This window comes from Oleomonas cavernae (assembly GCF_003590945.1).
GTDB lineage: Bacteria > Pseudomonadota > Alphaproteobacteria > Zavarziniales > Zavarziniaceae > Zavarzinia > Zavarzinia cavernae.
The window spans coordinates 16,016-30,514 of the sequence record NZ_QYUK01000008.1 but is presented as its reverse complement, the minus strand read 5'-3'; the positions used below and the strand labels follow the sequence as shown (position 1 = coordinate 30,514).

Below are 14,499 nucleotides of genomic sequence, written 5' to 3'. Positions count from 1 at the left end.
TCCCGCGGCGATTCGAAAGCATGATTATGGCACCCGCGACGCGCGTTAGGAGTATCTCCCCATGATCAAGATCGACGGACCGCGCCTGGCCCCAGCGGCGGGCGCCCGGCCCGGCAACTCATCGTGCTGTGCCATGGCTTTGGGGCGGACGGTGAGGATCTGATCGGCCTTGCCCCGCACCTCCAGCGCATGCTGCCCGATGCCCTGTTCGTCGCCCCCGACGCCCCCGAGCCCTGCACCATGGCCGGCTTCGGCCGCCAGTGGTTCTCGCTGACCAATTTCAGCGAGGAGGAACGCCTGGCCGGTGCCCGCCGGGCAGCGCCGGTGCTGGATGCCTTTCTCGACGACGAATTGGCCAAGGCGGGCCTGACCGACGAGAACCTGGCCCTGGTCGGCTTCAGCCAGGGCTGCATGATGGCCCTTCACGTCGGCCTGCGCCGGCCCCGGGCCGCGGCCGGGATCCTTGGCTATTCGGGCGCGCTGGCCGGGGTCGGCCCGATCCTGGAGGCCGAATTGACCGCCCGCCCGCCGGTGCTGCTGATCCATGGCGACAGCGACACCGTGGTGCCGGTCGCCGCCCTGCATCGTGCCGTGGCCGCACTCAAGGCCGCCGAGATCGGTGTGCAATGGCATGTCGAGAAGGGGCTTCCGCACGGCATCGGACCCGAGGGGCTGGCCCTGGGCGGCGAATTCCTGTGCCGCGTGCTGCTCGATCGCTGATCTAAAAAGCAAGGGAAATACGGGGGCGTCATAACCGCGTCATACCGCATGTAGTATTTTGCTGGCACCAGACCGCAATGCTTGTCACAATTGCCTATAGTTTGTGCGGTACTGGTAACGCGGCAGGTGCGGTAGGCGAGGCCTTCGATGAACGCGATGTCCCATCCGGTAGAGGCATGTCCCGCGCTCGTGCTGAACGCGGACTACCGGCCTTTGAGCTACTTCCCCTTGAGCCTGTGGTCCTGGCAGGATGCCATCAAGGCGGTCTTCCTCGGGCGGGTGAACATCCTCTCGGAATACGAGCGCACGGTTCACAGCCCGACCTACGAGATGAAGCTGCCCTCGGTGGTCTGCCTCAAGACCTATGTGCAACCCGCCAAGTATCCCGCCTTCACCCGGTTCAACGTCTTCCTGCGGGACCGCTTCGCCTGCCAGTATTGCGGTGATGGCGACGACCTGACCTTCGACCATGTCCTGCCGCGCTCCAAGGGCGGGCGCACGACCTGGGAAAACGTCACCACCGCCTGTTCGCCCTGCAACCTGCACAAGGGCGGGCGCCTGCTGCGGGAAACCGGCATGCACCTGCGCCAGAAGCCCTTCGTGCCGTCGGTCAATCAGTTGCAGCAGAACGGGCGCTCGTTCCCGCCCAACTACCTGCATCATTCCTGGAACGACTTTCTCTACTGGGACGCCGAACTGGAGGCGTGAGCGGGCGCCAGGCCCAGGCGTTCGACCAGGGCGGCGCCCAGGCTGTTGCCCGACAGAAAGGCGCCTTCGATGCGGGCGCCCAGGCACCAGTCGCCACAGGCGCCGATCGGCCGCGACGAATCGAGCAGGTGATTGAGGCCGGCGGGCCTGGTGGTCATGGCGTAGCGCCAGCAGTGCGTGAGGGTGGTGTGCGGGGTGGCGCTGCTGCCGGTCACCGCGGCGAAGCCTGCCAGCAGCAGCGGCGCCACTACGTCGGGCGGTGCCTCGACATGGGCCTCGCTCCATTCCGGCGACGCATGCACGACCCAGGTTTCGCCCGCGATGGCCGGGCGGCCCGGCTTGCCGCTGTCGCAGGCGATCCAGCCGATCATGCCCTGGGCCAGGGCAGGGTCGACGAAGGCGCCATCGAACGGCAGCCCCAAAGGCCGATCGAAGGCCAGCATCAAGGCCCAGCAAGGCACCGTGTCGACCCCGGCGGCGCGCGAGGCCAGGGGAGGCACCAGGGCCAGGAGGGGGACGGCCTGCGGCGCGGGGGTCGCAACCACCACCGCGTCGTAGGGGCCAAAGTGCTCGCCATGGCGATCGGTCAGGGTCAGCATCGAGCCGCGGGTGGCAATGTCACGGATTTCGATATTGTAGACCGTGGCGCCGCTGCCCAGTGCGCGGACCAGGGCGCTCATCCGCGGGGTACCGACGAAGCGGGTCTCGGCGCCGCTGCCGGGCACGAAGCCGGCCGGCCCCAGGGTGCCGATGTTGCCGCGCCACGGGGCGACCAGCCCCTTGGCGGTCAGACTGGCCAGCAAGGCCTTCAGGGCCGGGTCGCGCGCGGTGAAATATTGTGCGCCGTGGTCCCATTGCAGGCCGCTGTCGCGGCGGGTCGCCAATCGTCCGCCCGCGCCGCGGCCTTTGTCATAGACGGTCACGAGCGCACCGGCGCCCGAGAGGACCGCCGCCGCCGTCTGGCCGGCAATACCGGCGCCGACGACTGCGATCAAAGGCCTGGCCTGCATTGCTGTCTCCTTTGTCGCGAACGATCTGGTGCGTCGTTCTTGTCGGAAAAAGCCCGAGCGCCACTAAAGTTCCGCAGAGAGGAATTACATTTACACCTGTGCCGCCTTGAGCGCGATCAATCAGTGACGGCCGCTTGCCGATTATCTTTCGCTGCAATGCGGCGCGTCTCACGGGCGGCGGTGCGGTGCAGGATGGCGTGGCGCCGGGCCAGGGCTTCCACGTCGGTCGTATAGCCGCCGCCGATGACGCCGGCCAGCGCCAGGCCCCGGCCGCGGATCGCCTCGATCACCATCCGGTCGCGGGCGGCGATACCGGCATCGCTGACCGCCAGATGGCCCAGGCGGTCGTCCTCGTGGATATCGACCCCGGCATTGTAGAACACGAGGTCGTAAGGCCCCGCTGCCAGCGCCGCCGCCAGGCCATGGCCGACGGCCGCGAGATAGGGGCCGTCGCCGGTGCCCGGCGCCAAGTCGATGTCGAGGTCGCTGCGCTCCTTGCGCACCGGAAAATTGGCGCCGCAGTGGATCGAGAGGGTGAAGACCGAGGGATCGTCCTGGAAGATCAGGGCCGTGCCGTCGCCCTGGTGAACGTCGAGGTCGACCACCAGGGCACGGGCGATCCGCCCTTCGGCCTGCAGCGTGCGAATGGCGACGGCGACATCGTTGAAGACACAGAAACCGGCACCACCGTCCGGCCGGGCATGATGGCTGCCGCCGGCGGTGTTGCAGGCGAGGCCGTGGGCCAGCGCCAGCCTGGCGGTCAGCAGGGTGGCGCCGCTGGCCAGCAGGGCGCGCCGGACGACGCCGTCATCGATGGGCAGGCCGATGCGCCGCTCCACCGCCGCCGGCACCGCCCGGGCGATAACGGCATCGACGTAATCCTGCGCGTGGACCCGCAGCAGGTTTTCGTGGGTTATCAGGTCTGGGGTGTGCACGGCGCCGGGCGGTGTCAGGCCCAGCCGCTCCAGTTCCGCGAACAGGGCGGCGAACTTGGCCATGGGGAAGCGATGCCCCTGGGGCAGGGCAGGGGCGAAACCTGCGTGGTGGACGATGGGCAGCGTCATGGGCTTTGCTGCATGAGGGGCTGAGGGCTGTTCTAAGGATTCTCGCATGAAATTGGTCAGTTTCGTCCAGGGGCAACGCCAGGGATATGGCGCGGTCAAGGATGGCGGCATCGTCGATCTTTCGGCGCGACTGGGGCCCGATGGCGCGACGATCAAGGATTGCCTCGCCCATGCCCTGGGGCTGGCGGCGGCCGAGGTCGCCCGGACCAGCGCCGATCTCGCCCTGGACGAGGTGACCTTGCTGCCCCCGGTGCCGGTGCCTGACAAGATCCTGTGCATCGGCGTGAACTATGCCGACCATGCGGCCGAAATGGGCCGCGCGCCGCCGCCCTATCCCACCGTCTTCACCCGTTTTGCCGACACCCTGGTCGGCCATGGTGGGGCCCTGGTGCGCCCCGGCAATTCCAAGGATTTCGATTACGAAGGCGAACTCGCCGTGGTCATCGGCCGCACGGCCCGGCATGTCCGGGCCGCCGATGCCATGGCGCATGTCGCGGGCTATGCCTGTTTCCAGGATGCCTCGGTGCGCGATTTCCAGCGCCACACCAGCCAGTTCATCCCGGGCAAGAACTTCCCCGGCACCGGCGGCTTCGGCCCCTGGCTGGTCACCGCCGACGAGGTCGCCGATCCCCATGCCTTGACCCTGGTGACCCGGGTCGGCGGGGTGGAACGGCAACGTGGCCGCACCGCCGACATGATCTTCAAGATCCCGGCCCTGATCGCCTATCTGTCGTCCTTCACCACCCTGCGGCCGGGCGATGTCATTGCGACCGGCACGCCGGCCGGCGTCGCCGCCGGACGCACCCTGCCACCCTGGCTGATTCCGGGCGACAGCGTGGAAGTTGAGATCGAACAGATCGGATTGCTGCGCAACCACGTATCACAGGAAGGATGAGGCGCTCGCCCGCGCCTCGCCGCCTTTGCGGGAGCGTGGGATGAGCAGTCTCGATCGGATGTTGCGCCTTCTGGACCTGTTCGCCAGCGACCGGCCGCACTGGACGGTCGAACAGGCAATCGCCAGGACCGGCTATTCCCGTTCGACCATCTATCGCTATTTCAAGAGCCTGGCCGCGGCCGGGCTGGTCGCCTCCGGCCCCGACGGCGCCTATACGCTGGGGCCGGCGGTGATCGGCCTCGACCGCCTGATCCGCCAGCACGACCCGCTGCTGGCGGCGGCCCGGCCGCACCTGACCGAACTGGCCCGCCAGGTGGGCGTCGTCGCGGTGGTCGAGCCGTTCCGCGACCGGGTCGTGGTCACCCATGTCGAGACCCTGCCGGGTACCGCAATACCGCCCGACCTTCTGCGCGGCCTGTCGACCGGGCTGCTCGACTGCGCCGCGGCGCGCATGTTGCTGGCCCATGACAGCCTGCGGCGGCTGCGCCGCTTCCATGACGTTGCCGGCCACGCCATTGCCAAGGCCGGCCTGGGCGAGAACTGGAGCGCTTTCCGCCATGCCCTGCGGGTCCAGCGCCGGGTCGGCTTCACCGTCCATGCCGGGGCCGGTGCGCTGGGGGCCTTGCGGGTCGCCGCCCCCGTCTTCGGCCCGGCCGAGCAGGTGGTGGCGGCGATCGCGGCGCCGGCCGACGATGCCGATACGGCGCGGGTCGGCGAATTGCTGCTGCGGGTGGCGCGGCGTGTCAGCGCCGCCCTGGCCGATCAGGCCGAGGCACCGTTTCGGTCCTCGCCGGGCAATGGCCATGAGGCGATATGGCGGCCATCAGCACCCAGGACCAACGGTGCCGCCGTGATCACGGCCGACAGGGGCAGCGCGGCATAGAGGTGGGGAAACAAGTCGCCGCCGCGCGATACTTCCCACTTCAATGCATCGCCTAGCAGGCCGGGATGGATCGCGACCAGCCATAGATCGACGCGCCCGGCGAAGTGCTTCTCCAGCGTCCCCGCCACCTGATGGCCGGCCGAAAAATGAATATAGCCGTCGGCCAGATCGACCGGCGCGCCGGCAAAGGAACCGGCGGCCTGGAATGTCTCCCAGGCCGCCGCATCCAGGATTTTGTATATCGTGCTCACGCCGCCGCCGGCGCGCTGACCAGTTCCCCGGCCAGGCCCTGGCGGATCAGCTTTGCCGTATTCTCGACCCCGAACAGGGCGATGAACGAGCCCATGCGCGGCCCCTGGGAGACCCCGAACAGCACCTCGTAGCAGCCCTTGAACCAGTCGCGCAGCGACGGGAAGGGGTGCCGCTTGCCGATCTCGAAGACCTCGTTCTGCAGGCCCTCGGCGCTGCGATCGGCGGGGTTGCTTTCGAGGTAGTCGGCCAGTTCACTCAAGGCCGCCCGCTCGACGTCGTTGGGCAGGCGGTTGACCCGCGTCGGCTTCACGAAGTCGCGGAAATAGGCGACCGCGCCACCCACCAAATGATCCAGGATCGGCTGGTTTTCCGGCGTGGCGCCCGGCGCATAGCGCTGGATGAAGCCCCACAGCACGGCTTTGTCTTCCGAATTGGCGACGCCGACGAGATTCAGCAGCAGGCCGAAGGTGACGGGCAGGCGGCCCACCGGCGGCTTGCCCGAATGGATGTGGAACACCGGGTTCTCAAGCTGCTTGGCCTGCTCCTGCCCCGGATAGGCGGCAAGGTGGTCCAGGTACTCGTCGACGTGGCGCGGGATCACGTCGAAGTACAGGCGCTTGGCCGTGCGCGGCTGCAGGTACATGTAGAGCGACAGGCTCTCGGGGCTGGCATAGGTCAGCCATTCCTCGATGGTCAGGCCGTTGCCCTTGGACTTGCTGATCTTCTGGCCCTTGTCGTCGAGGAACAACTCGTAGGAGAAGCCCTCGGGCATGTTGCTGCCCAGCACCTGGCAGATCTCGCCCGACAGCTTGCGGGTGGGGATCAGGTCCTTGCCGTTCATCTCGTAGTCGACGCCCAGGGCATGCCAGCGCAGGGCCCAGTCGGCCTTCCATTGCAGCTTGCAATGGCCGCCGGTCACCGGCACCTCGGTCAGGGTGCCGTCCTCGTCCTCGAACACCACCGTGCCGGCATCCAGCCTGCGCTCCAGGATCGGCACCTGGAGGACGCGGCCGCTCTTGGGGCTGATCGGCAGGATCGGTGAATAGCTCTGCTGCCGCTCCTCGCCCAGGGTGGGGAGCATGATCGCCATGATCGCGTCGTAGTGCTGCAGCACCTCGATGATGGCGGCATCGAAGCGGCCCGACTTGTACCAGTCGGTCGCCGACTGGAACTCGTACTCGAAGCCGAAGCGGTCGAGGAACGAGCGCAGCATGGCGTTGTTGTGGTGGCCGAAACTCTCGAACTTCTCGAACGGATCGGGCACCTGGGTCAGCGGCTTGCCCAGGTGCGCGCGGACCATCTCCTTGTTGGGGATGTTGTCGGGCACCTTGCGCAGGCCGTCCATGTCGTCCGAGAAGGAAAACAGCCGGGTCTTGATGTCGGACAGCAAGGTGAAGGCGTGGCGCACCATGGTGGTGCGCGAAACCTCGCCGAAAGTGCCGATATGCGGCAGGCCCGAGGGGCCATAGCCGGTCTCGAACAGGACATAGCCCTTGTCGAGGATTTTGGGCTGTTTCTCGATCCGCGCCAGCAGCTTGCGCGCCTCCTCGAAGGGCCAGGCGCGGGCATTGAGGGCCAGCTCGCGGATCTCACTCGACATTTTGGGTCTACTCCTTTTCTCGGTGCCTTTCCTAGGGGCAGCCGGCGCCTGCGTCAACCAATGCAGGGCAGAGGTGCCTTGCAAGCCGGTCGGCAATAATTTAAATACGTATTTAAATTACGGCACTAAGAACCCTTCCTCGGGAAAACGGCAGGAGAGATTGATGCAAGAGGCCTGGATCATCGATGCGGCTCGCACGCCGCGCGGCGTGGGCAAGGTGGGCAAGGGGGCCCTGTCGGAGGTGCACCCGCAGCGCATCCTCTCGACGGTGCTCAAAGCCCTGGGCGAGCGCAACAATCTCGACAGCCGCGACATCGACGACGTCATCGCCGGCTGCGGCACCCAGGCCGGCAAGCAGGGCGCCTGTATCGCCCGCATGGCCTCGCTCGATGCCGGCTGGGACAATGCGGCGGTGGGCTTTTCGCTGGATCGCTTTTGTGGTTCGGGCCTGACCGCGGTGAACCTCGCCGCGATGGGCATCATGTCGGGCATGCAGAATCTGGTGGTCGCCGGCGGCGTCGAGTCCATGTCCCATGGCTCCACCCTGGGCGGCAAGCCGTTCATCGACAGCGACAACGCCCACCTGCGCGAGATCCATCCCCAGCCGCACCAGGGCATCTGCGCCGACCTGATCGCGACGCTGGAGGGCTTCAGCCGCGAAGACACCGACAAGCTGGCGCTGGAAAGCCAGCGCCGCGCCGAGCAGGCGATCAAACACGGCTACTTCAGCAAGAGCCTGATCCCCGTCTATCACGACGACGGCCGCCTGGCCCTCGACCACGAGGAATTCCCGCGCCCCGGCACCACGCTGGAGGGCCTGTCCCAGCTCAAGGCCGCCTTCGCCGCGGTCTATGACCGGCCGCTGGACGAGGAAGGCACCAGCTACAAGGCGCTGGTCGAGCGGTCCTATGCCGATGTCCGGATCGAGCACATTCACCATGCCGGCAATTCGTCCGGCGTGGTCGACGGTGCCGGCGCCCTGGTGCTGGCCTCGCCCGACTATGCCAAGGCCCACGGCCTGAAGCCGCGGGCCCGCATCCGCGCGGTGGCGACGGCGGGCAACAGCCCGGAGCTGATGCTGAACGCGCCGGTGCCGGCGGCCCAGAAGGCGCTGGCCCTGGCCGGCATGAGCATCAAGGACATCGACCTGTTCGAGATCAACGAGGCTTTCGCGGTCGTCCCGCTGAAATTCATGCGCGACCTGGGGCTGGATCCGGCGATCGTGAACGTCAACGGCGGTGCCATGGCCCTGGGCCATCCGATCGGCGCGACCGGCGCGATCATCCTCGGCACCCTGCTCGACGAGCTGGAACGCCGGGATCTCAGCACCGGCATGGCCACCCTGTGCGCGGCCGGCGGCATGGCCCCGGCCACGATCATCGAGCGGATGTAACCAGAAAGCCCTCTCCTCCTGGGAGGAGAGGGTTGGGTGAGGAGGGTGGTCGGCATAGAACTCGATCCGTCCCGCCGGCCACCTCACCCTTCCCATCGCTGACGCGATGGGCCCCTTCCCTCTCCCCCGCAAGCGGCGGAGAGGGAGGTGCCACCTGTCAGGCGGCCGTGGCTTTCTTGACAACGATCGTCTGGGCGTTGGTGTATTCGAGCAGCCCCTCCACGCCGTTCTCGACGCCGACGCCTGACTGCTTGTGACCGGCAAAGGCCGCTGTCGGGCTGAGGTGCTGGGTCTCGTTGATCCACACCGTGCCGGTCTCAAGCTGTTCGCCCACCGCCAGCGCCTTTTGCGTGTCGGCCGACCAGACCGAGCCGCCCAGGCCGTATTCGCTGGCATTGGCCTTGGCGATCGCTTCCTCGATCGAGTCGACTTTCAGGAGCGGCATGATCGGGCCGAACTGCTCCTCGTTGACGATGCGCGCATCCTCAGGCGGATTGTCCAGGATGGTCAAGGGCACGAAGTAGCCCGGGCCGTCATGATCCTCGCCGCCCAGCAGGAACTTGTGGCCCTGGGCCTTGCTGTCGGCGATCAGGTCCTTCACCCGCTGGTACTGCTGCTTGTTCTGGATCGGGCCGATCAGGGTGCCCTGCTCGGAGCCGTCGCCCACCTTGATCGTCCGGGCATAGTCGACGATCGCCTTGGACAGGGGCTCGTAGACATCCTTGTGGACATAGGTGCGCTTGGAGGCGATGCAGATCTGGCCGTTGTTGCGGAAGGCGGCCCAGAACAGCTCCGGCGCCACCTTGTTCACGTCGACGTCCGGCAGCACGATGGCGGCGTCGTTGCCGCCCAGCTCCAGGGTCACCCGCTTGAGCGAGGCCGAGGCGCTTTGCATCACCCGGCGGCCGGTCTGGGTCGAGCCGGTGAAGGAGACTTTGTCGATCCCCTTGTGCTCGGTCATCCAGGGCCCCAGGGCATCGCCGCCGGTGACGACGTTGAGCACGCCGGGGGGGAGGACGTCGCGCAGGATCTCGCCCAGTTTCAGCGTGGTCAGGGGCGTGAAGGGCGAGGGCTTCAGCACCACCGTGTTGCCGGCGAACAGGGCCGGGCCCAGCTTGAAGATCGCCAGGATGACGGGGAAGTTCCAGGGCGAGATCGCGCCGACCACGCCGATGGGAACATGACGGGTTTCGCTGCGCCGCTCGGCGCTGTCCTCGTTCACGGTGACCGGCAGGTCCATGGTGGCGGTGCCCTGCAGGAAGAAGCCGGCGCCGCCAACCTCGAATTCCGCGTCGGCGAAGGGCTTGCCCTGCTCCAGGGTGAGCAGGCGCTTCAGCCCGTCGAGATTGGCGAAGATCGCCCCGGCCATGGCCTGGAGCAGGGCGCGGCGCTCCTCGAACGGGGTGGCGCGCCATTTCGGGAAGGCCTTGCGGGCGGCGGCGACGGCCAGATCGAGCTGTTCGCGCGAGCAGTCCGGCGCCTGGGCGATGACCTGCTCGTTGGCGGGGTTGATGACGGGGAACGTGCTGGCCCCGGCAACGCCCTGGCCATCGATCGTCATGGTGTAGTCGGCATCGAAATTCATCGGCTCTCTCCCTTCAGTTTTCTGTCTGGCCGGTCAGCAGCACGACCTTGACGCAGTCGCCGTGATGCTGGTCGGCAATGGCCTTGTTGATCTCGGTCAGGGGATAGGTGCGGATCAGCCTGTCGAAGGGCAGGCGGCCCGCCAGATAATGCGCGATCATTTCGGGGATGAAAACATCGGGATCGCTGTCACCCTCGATGATGCCCTTGATGATGTGGCCGAAGGTGATGACGCTGGTCAGGTCGCCCGGGACCGGGGTGCCGGGCGGCGGCACGCCGACGATGCCCAGCGTCCCATGGGGGCCGAGGCAGCCCATGATCGCCTGCAGGGTATCGGGCCGGCCGGTGGTGTCGAAGGCATAGTCGACGCCGATCTCGACGATGGCGCGCACGGCCACGGCCAGGTCCGGCGATGCAATCGGATCGATCACATGGGTGGCGCCCAGCTCCAGCGCCAGTTGCCGGCGCACGGCATGGGGTTCGACCACGATGATGGTGGCGCATTGCTGGATCGCGGCGCCCATCACGGCGCTGAGGCCCACGGCCCCGCCGCCGGTGATCAGCAGGGTGGAGCCGGCCTCGCAGGCCAGCGAGCGCATGATGCCGCCGGCCCCGGTCTGGATGCCGCAGCCCAGCGGGCCGACTAGTTCCAGGGGCACGCCGCCCGGCACCTTCACCACATTGCGCTCGTAGGTGAGGGCGTAGGTGGCAAAGGACGACTGGCCGAAGAAGTTGCTGGTCACCGGCTCGTCGCCCGAACGGATGGCTTTGCTGCCGTCGGGGCGCATGCCGGCGAAATTCAGCAGCGGCAGGGTGTGGCAATAGGCCGGCTCGCCGCGCTTGCAGCGCGCGCATTCCCCGCACGAGCGGAAAGTGATGGCGACGCGGTCGCCCTTCTTCACCTTCTTCACCTTGGTGCCGACTTGGTCCACCACGCCCGAGCCTTCGTGGCCGAAGACTGCCGGATAGGCGAGCCCGAAGGCGCCGTCGCGCGCCACCAGGTCGGTATGGCACAGGCCGACGCCGACGATGCGCACCAGGATCTCGTCCTCGCGCGGGGCGTCCAACTCGACCTGCTGGATGACGAAGTCCGCTTCGCCTGACCGTGCCACGGCCGCGGTGATTTCCATGTTCATTCCTCCCACAACAGGCTTGCGTCGCCCTGTTTAAGCTACTATTTAAAACATCACATTAGAGAACACAACAAACACCGTGACCGGATCATTGGGAGGCGGTCGAGGCACCGCCGGTCAGCCGGTAAACCTGTCATCGGCATCATCCGGCCGCCCCAGACCAAAGACGGGGCCGGTCTCGTAAAACAGCGAATAAGGTCGATGTCGGCAGCGGCTGCGAACAAGCCGCACGGCACAAGGGAGAGGCCAGGACATGACAACAACCGACACACGGATTCCCGTCGACATTGGCAAGGTGCTGGTCGATCCCGCCGCCTATGCCGACCATCGGCTGCACGACACCTATCGCTGGCTGCGGGCCAACAACCCGCTGGGCGTGGCCGAGATCGAAGGCTTCGATCCCTTCTGGGTGGTGACCAGGCACGCCGACCTGCAGGAAGTGGGGCGCCAGAACGAGTTGTTCCCCTATGGCAACCGCTCGTCGACCATGGTCGACCAGTTCGGCGATGCCCGCGTCCGCGAGATCATGGGCGGCAGCCCGCAACTGCTGCGCACCCTGGTGCACATGGACGCGCCCGATCATCCCAAGTACCGCGCCCTGACCCAGGGCTGGTTCATGCCGGCCAGCTTGCGCAAGCTCGAAGACAAGATCCGCGGCATCGCCCGGGCCGCGGTCGACCGGTTGGCCGGCATGGGCGGGCGCTGCGATTTCGTCGCCGACTTCGCGCTCGGCTATCCCTTGCACGTGGTCATGGAAATCCTCGGCGTGCCGGAGCAGGACGAGCCGCGCATGCTGAAGCTGACGCAGGAAATCTTCGGGCCCCAGGACCCCGACACGGCGCGCGCGGCGCTCAGCGATCCAGGTGCCTTCGTGCTGTCGATGATGGCCGTGGTCGAGGATTTCAGCGCCTATTTCGGGGCGATTTCCGCCGATCGCCGGGCCAACCCGCGCGACGACCTGGCCAGCGTCATCGCCAATGCCCAGGTCGACGGCGAACCGATCTCGGACCAGGCGGCGATGAGCTATTACATCATCGTGGCGACCGCCGGGCACGACACCACCTCGTCGTCGACCGCCGGCGGCATGTGGGCTTTGTGCGAGAATCCCGATCAATGGGCCAAGCTGAAGGCCGACCCGTCGCTGATCCCCACCTTCGTCGACGAGGCGATCCGCTGGACCACGCCAGTGAAGCATTTCATGCGCTCGGCCGCCGCCGACACCGAACTTGCGGGCCGCAAGATCGCACAAGGTGACTGGCTGATGCTGTGCTACGCCTCGGGCAACCGAGACGAGGCGGTGTTCGAGAATCCCTACAGCTTCCAGGTCGACCGCAAGCCCAACAAGCACATCGCCTTTGGTTACGGCGCGCACCTGTGCTTGGGCCAGCACCTGGCCAAGATGGAAATGCGCATCCTGTTCGAGGAACTGTTGCCGCGCCTGAAATCGGTCGCCTTCGACGGCGAGCCGACCATGTCGCAGTCCTGGTTCGTCAACGGCCCCAAGAAACTGCCGCTGCGCTTCGAACTGGCCTGAGCAACGAGCCATTTGTCTGTCTTTTCGTCATGACCGGGCTTGTCCCGGTCATCCACGTCGGGACGAGCCAAGTCCGTCGACAGATTAGGCAGCTTGCCGACGTGGATGGCCGGGACTTCGCCCGGCCATGACGGATAAAGAGTGGGAATTAAGAGGAAACCCAGCGCATGCACCCCTATATCCATGCCCAGAATCATCCAGACCGTGCCGCCTGCATCATGGCGGCGTCGGGCGAGGTGGTAACCTACCGCGAGCTGGATGCGCGGTCGAACCAGGGCGCGCACCTGTTCCGCTCGCTGGGGCTCGAGGTGGGCGACGTCGTCGCGGTGTTCATGGAGAACACGGCGCGCTATTTCGATGTCGCCTGGGCGGCCAATCGCTCGGGCCTCTATCTCACCTGCATCTCGTCCAAGCTCAGCACCAGCGAGGTCGAGTATATCGTCAAGGATTGCGGGGCCAAGGTCCTGGTCGCCGGCGCTTCCCTGCGGCCGGTCCTCGATGAACTGAAGGACAGGCTGCCGGGCGTCAGGATCCTGGTTATCGGCGACACCGGCGGTGCCTACGAGAGTTACGATGCGGCCGTCGAAGGCCTGCCGACCACGCCGATCGCCGGCGAGACCACCGGTGCCGACATGCTCTATTCCTCGGGCACCACGGGGCGGCCCAAGGGGGTGAAGGGGCCCTTGTCGGGCCAGCCGATCGAGGCCCCCACGCCCTGGTGATGCTGGCCAAGGCGGTGTTCGGCCTGCCCGACGGGACGGTCTACCTGTCGCCGGCGCCGCTCTACCATGCGGCACCCTTGCGCTGGTGCATGACGGTGCAGAAGCTGGGCGGCACGGTCGTGGTGATGGAGAAGTTCGATCCCGAACACGCCCTGGCCCTGATCGAGAAATACAAGATCGACAGCGCCCAGTTCGTGCCGACGCATTTCGTGCGCATGCTGAAGATGCCCGACGCGATCCGCGCCAAATACGACATTTCCTCTCTGAAGGTCGCGATCCATGCGGCGGCACCCTGTCCGGTCCCGGTCAAGGAGCAGATGCTGGCCTGGTGGGGGCCGGTCATCCATGAATATTACGGCGGCACCGAGGGCAACGGCCTGACCGCCATCGGCCCGCACGACTGGCTGGCCCACAAGGGCTCGGTCGGCCGTGCCGTGCTGGGCACCCTGCGCATCTGCGACGAGGACGGCGAACCGGTCGGCCCGCGCACCGAGGGCACGATCTATTTCGAGGGCGGCCCGGCATTCGAGTATCACAACGATCCGGCCAAGACGGCGGAGGCCAGGAACAAGCACGGCTGGACCGCGCTGGGCGATGTCGGCTGGGTCGACGAGGAGGGCTTCCTGTACCTGACCGACCGCAAGAGCTTCATGATCATCTCGGGCGGCGTGAACATCTACCCGCAGGAGATCGAGAACCTGCTGATCACCCATCCCAAGGTCGCCGACGCGGCGGTGGTGGGCGCGCCTGACGAGGAAATGGGCGAGAAGGTGGTGGCCGTGATCCAGCCGGCCGATTGGCGCGACGCCGACAAGCCGCTGGCCGACGAACTCATGGCCTTCGTGCGGGCCAATCTCTCCCATGTGAAGACGCCGCGCCGGATCGACTTCATGGCCGAATTGCCGCGCCACCCCACCGGCAAGCTTTACAAGCGCCTGATCCGCGACGCCTATTGGGGCAAGAAAGACAGCAAGATCGTATAGATCGCATCGTTGGGGGAG

Annotated in this window: 13 protein-coding genes and 1 pseudogene; 8 read left to right on the top strand and 6 right to left on the bottom strand. The window is 66.8% G+C overall.

Going from position 1 to position 14,499, the window contains the following annotated elements:
• Positions 1-123: 123 nt before the first annotated feature.
• The gene (locus tag D3874_RS00320) at positions 124-720 is read left to right on the top strand and encodes an alpha/beta hydrolase (RefSeq protein WP_233559771.1); all 597 of its coding nucleotides are present in this window, start codon (positions 124-126) and stop codon (positions 718-720) included.
• A gap of 147 nt (positions 721-867) precedes the next feature.
• On the top strand, positions 868-1,428 hold the full coding sequence (locus tag D3874_RS00315; protein ID WP_119775214.1) for an HNH endonuclease: 561 nt from the start codon (positions 868-870) through the stop codon (positions 1,426-1,428).
• Here D3874_RS00315 and D3874_RS00310 read toward each other — a convergent pair.
• Positions 1,401-2,438: an NAD(P)/FAD-dependent oxidoreductase gene (locus D3874_RS00310; protein WP_119775212.1), complete on the bottom strand. Its 1,038-nt coding sequence runs from the start codon at positions 2,436-2,438 to the stop codon at positions 1,401-1,403. The two genes, D3874_RS00315 and D3874_RS00310, sit on opposite strands and share 28 nt — an antisense overlap.
• 116 nt (positions 2,439-2,554) lie before the next feature.
• The gene (locus tag D3874_RS00305) at positions 2,555-3,502 is read right to left on the bottom strand and encodes a histone deacetylase family protein (protein WP_119775210.1); all 948 of its coding nucleotides are present in this window, start codon (positions 3,500-3,502) and stop codon (positions 2,555-2,557) included.
• Positions 3,503-3,548: 46 nt separating this feature from the next.
• Here D3874_RS00305 and D3874_RS00300 point away from each other — a divergent pair, with 46 nt between their 5' ends.
• A complete protein-coding gene (locus tag D3874_RS00300) occupies positions 3,549-4,397 on the top strand; it encodes a fumarylacetoacetate hydrolase family protein (RefSeq protein WP_119775208.1) in 849 nt (282 codons plus the stop codon).
• 40 nt (positions 4,398-4,437) lie between these two features.
• Positions 4,438-5,280, top strand: a complete 843-nt coding sequence (locus D3874_RS00295; RefSeq protein ID WP_119775206.1) for a helix-turn-helix domain-containing protein — start codon at positions 4,438-4,440, stop codon at positions 5,278-5,280.
• 26 nt (positions 5,281-5,306) lie between these two features.
• Here the strand turns inward: D3874_RS00295 and D3874_RS31450 are convergent.
• Positions 5,307-5,531 (bottom strand): annotated as a pseudogene (locus D3874_RS31450) (DUF952 domain-containing protein); the annotation flags it as partial.
• Positions 5,528-7,132 carry a lysine--tRNA ligase gene (locus D3874_RS00285; RefSeq protein ID WP_119775201.1) on the bottom strand — a complete coding sequence of 535 codons (1,605 nt, stop codon included), beginning with the start codon at positions 7,130-7,132 and terminating at the stop codon, positions 5,528-5,530. The gene D3874_RS00285 and the pseudogene D3874_RS31450, both read right to left, overlap by 4 nt.
• A 163-nt stretch (positions 7,133-7,295) precedes the next feature.
• Here D3874_RS00285 and D3874_RS00280 point away from each other — a divergent pair, with 163 nt between their 5' ends.
• Positions 7,296-8,525 (top strand): acetyl-CoA C-acetyltransferase, encoded by a 1,230-nt coding sequence (locus D3874_RS00280; RefSeq protein ID WP_119775199.1) that lies wholly within the window; start codon positions 7,296-7,298, stop codon positions 8,523-8,525.
• A gap of 157 nt (positions 8,526-8,682) precedes the next feature.
• On the opposite strand, the gene D3874_RS00275 is transcribed toward D3874_RS00280, so the two are convergent.
• Both D3874_RS00275 and D3874_RS00270 read right to left on the bottom strand, forming a co-directional pair.
• A complete protein-coding gene (locus D3874_RS00275) occupies positions 8,683-10,110 on the bottom strand; it encodes an aldehyde dehydrogenase family protein (protein ID WP_119775197.1) in 1,428 nt (475 codons plus the stop codon).
• A 13-nt stretch (positions 10,111-10,123) separates the two neighbouring features.
• Positions 10,124-11,239 carry an NAD(P)-dependent alcohol dehydrogenase gene (locus D3874_RS00270; protein WP_119775194.1) on the bottom strand — a complete coding sequence of 372 codons (1,116 nt, stop codon included), beginning with the start codon at positions 11,237-11,239 and terminating at the stop codon, positions 10,124-10,126.
• Positions 11,240-11,495: 256 nt separating this feature from the next.
• On the opposite strand from D3874_RS00270, the gene D3874_RS00265 reads away from it, so the two are divergent.
• The 3 genes from D3874_RS00265 (at position 11,496) to D3874_RS31010 (ending at position 14,481) form a co-directional block, all read left to right on the top strand.
• Entirely contained in the window at positions 11,496-12,776 is a 1,281-nt protein-coding gene (locus D3874_RS00265) for a cytochrome P450 (RefSeq protein ID WP_119775192.1), read from the top strand.
• Between the two features lie 167 nt (positions 12,777-12,943).
• Positions 12,944-13,498 carry an AMP-binding protein gene (locus D3874_RS31015; RefSeq protein WP_199698859.1) on the top strand — a complete coding sequence of 185 codons (555 nt, stop codon included), beginning with the start codon at positions 12,944-12,946 and terminating at the stop codon, positions 13,496-13,498.
• On the top strand, positions 13,498-14,481 hold the full coding sequence (locus D3874_RS31010) for an AMP-binding protein (protein ID WP_274380561.1): 984 nt from the start codon (positions 13,498-13,500) through the stop codon (positions 14,479-14,481). Before D3874_RS31015 ends, D3874_RS31010 begins: the two co-directional genes overlap by 1 nt.
• Positions 14,482-14,499: the final 18 nt, after the last annotated feature.

Coding starts and splice junctions, on each gene's coding strand:
- D3874_RS00285 (WP_119775201.1), bottom strand. CDS start 7,132: ATGTCGAGTGAGATCCGCGAGCTGGCCCTCAATGCCCGCGCCTGGCCC.
- D3874_RS00270 (WP_119775194.1), bottom strand. CDS start 11,239: ATGGAAATCACCGCGGCCGTGGCACGGTCAGGCGAAGCGGACTTCGTC.
- D3874_RS31015 (WP_199698859.1), top strand. CDS start 12,944: ATGCACCCCTATATCCATGCCCAGAATCATCCAGACCGTGCCGCCTGC.
- D3874_RS00275 (WP_119775197.1), bottom strand. CDS start 10,110: ATGAATTTCGATGCCGACTACACCATGACGATCGATGGCCAGGGCGTT.
- D3874_RS00300 (WP_119775208.1), top strand. CDS start 3,549: ATGAAATTGGTCAGTTTCGTCCAGGGGCAACGCCAGGGATATGGCGCG.
- D3874_RS00295 (WP_119775206.1), top strand. CDS start 4,438: ATGAGCAGTCTCGATCGGATGTTGCGCCTTCTGGACCTGTTCGCCAGC.
- D3874_RS00265 (WP_119775192.1), top strand. CDS start 11,496: ATGACAACAACCGACACACGGATTCCCGTCGACATTGGCAAGGTGCTG.
- D3874_RS00315 (WP_119775214.1), top strand. CDS start 868: ATGAACGCGATGTCCCATCCGGTAGAGGCATGTCCCGCGCTCGTGCTG.
- D3874_RS00280 (WP_119775199.1), top strand. CDS start 7,296: ATGCAAGAGGCCTGGATCATCGATGCGGCTCGCACGCCGCGCGGCGTG.
- D3874_RS31010 (WP_274380561.1), top strand. CDS start 13,498: ATGCTGGCCAAGGCGGTGTTCGGCCTGCCCGACGGGACGGTCTACCTG.
- D3874_RS00305 (WP_119775210.1), bottom strand. CDS start 3,502: ATGACGCTGCCCATCGTCCACCACGCAGGTTTCGCCCCTGCCCTGCCC.
- D3874_RS00310 (WP_119775212.1), bottom strand. CDS start 2,438: ATGCAGGCCAGGCCTTTGATCGCAGTCGTCGGCGCCGGTATTGCCGGC.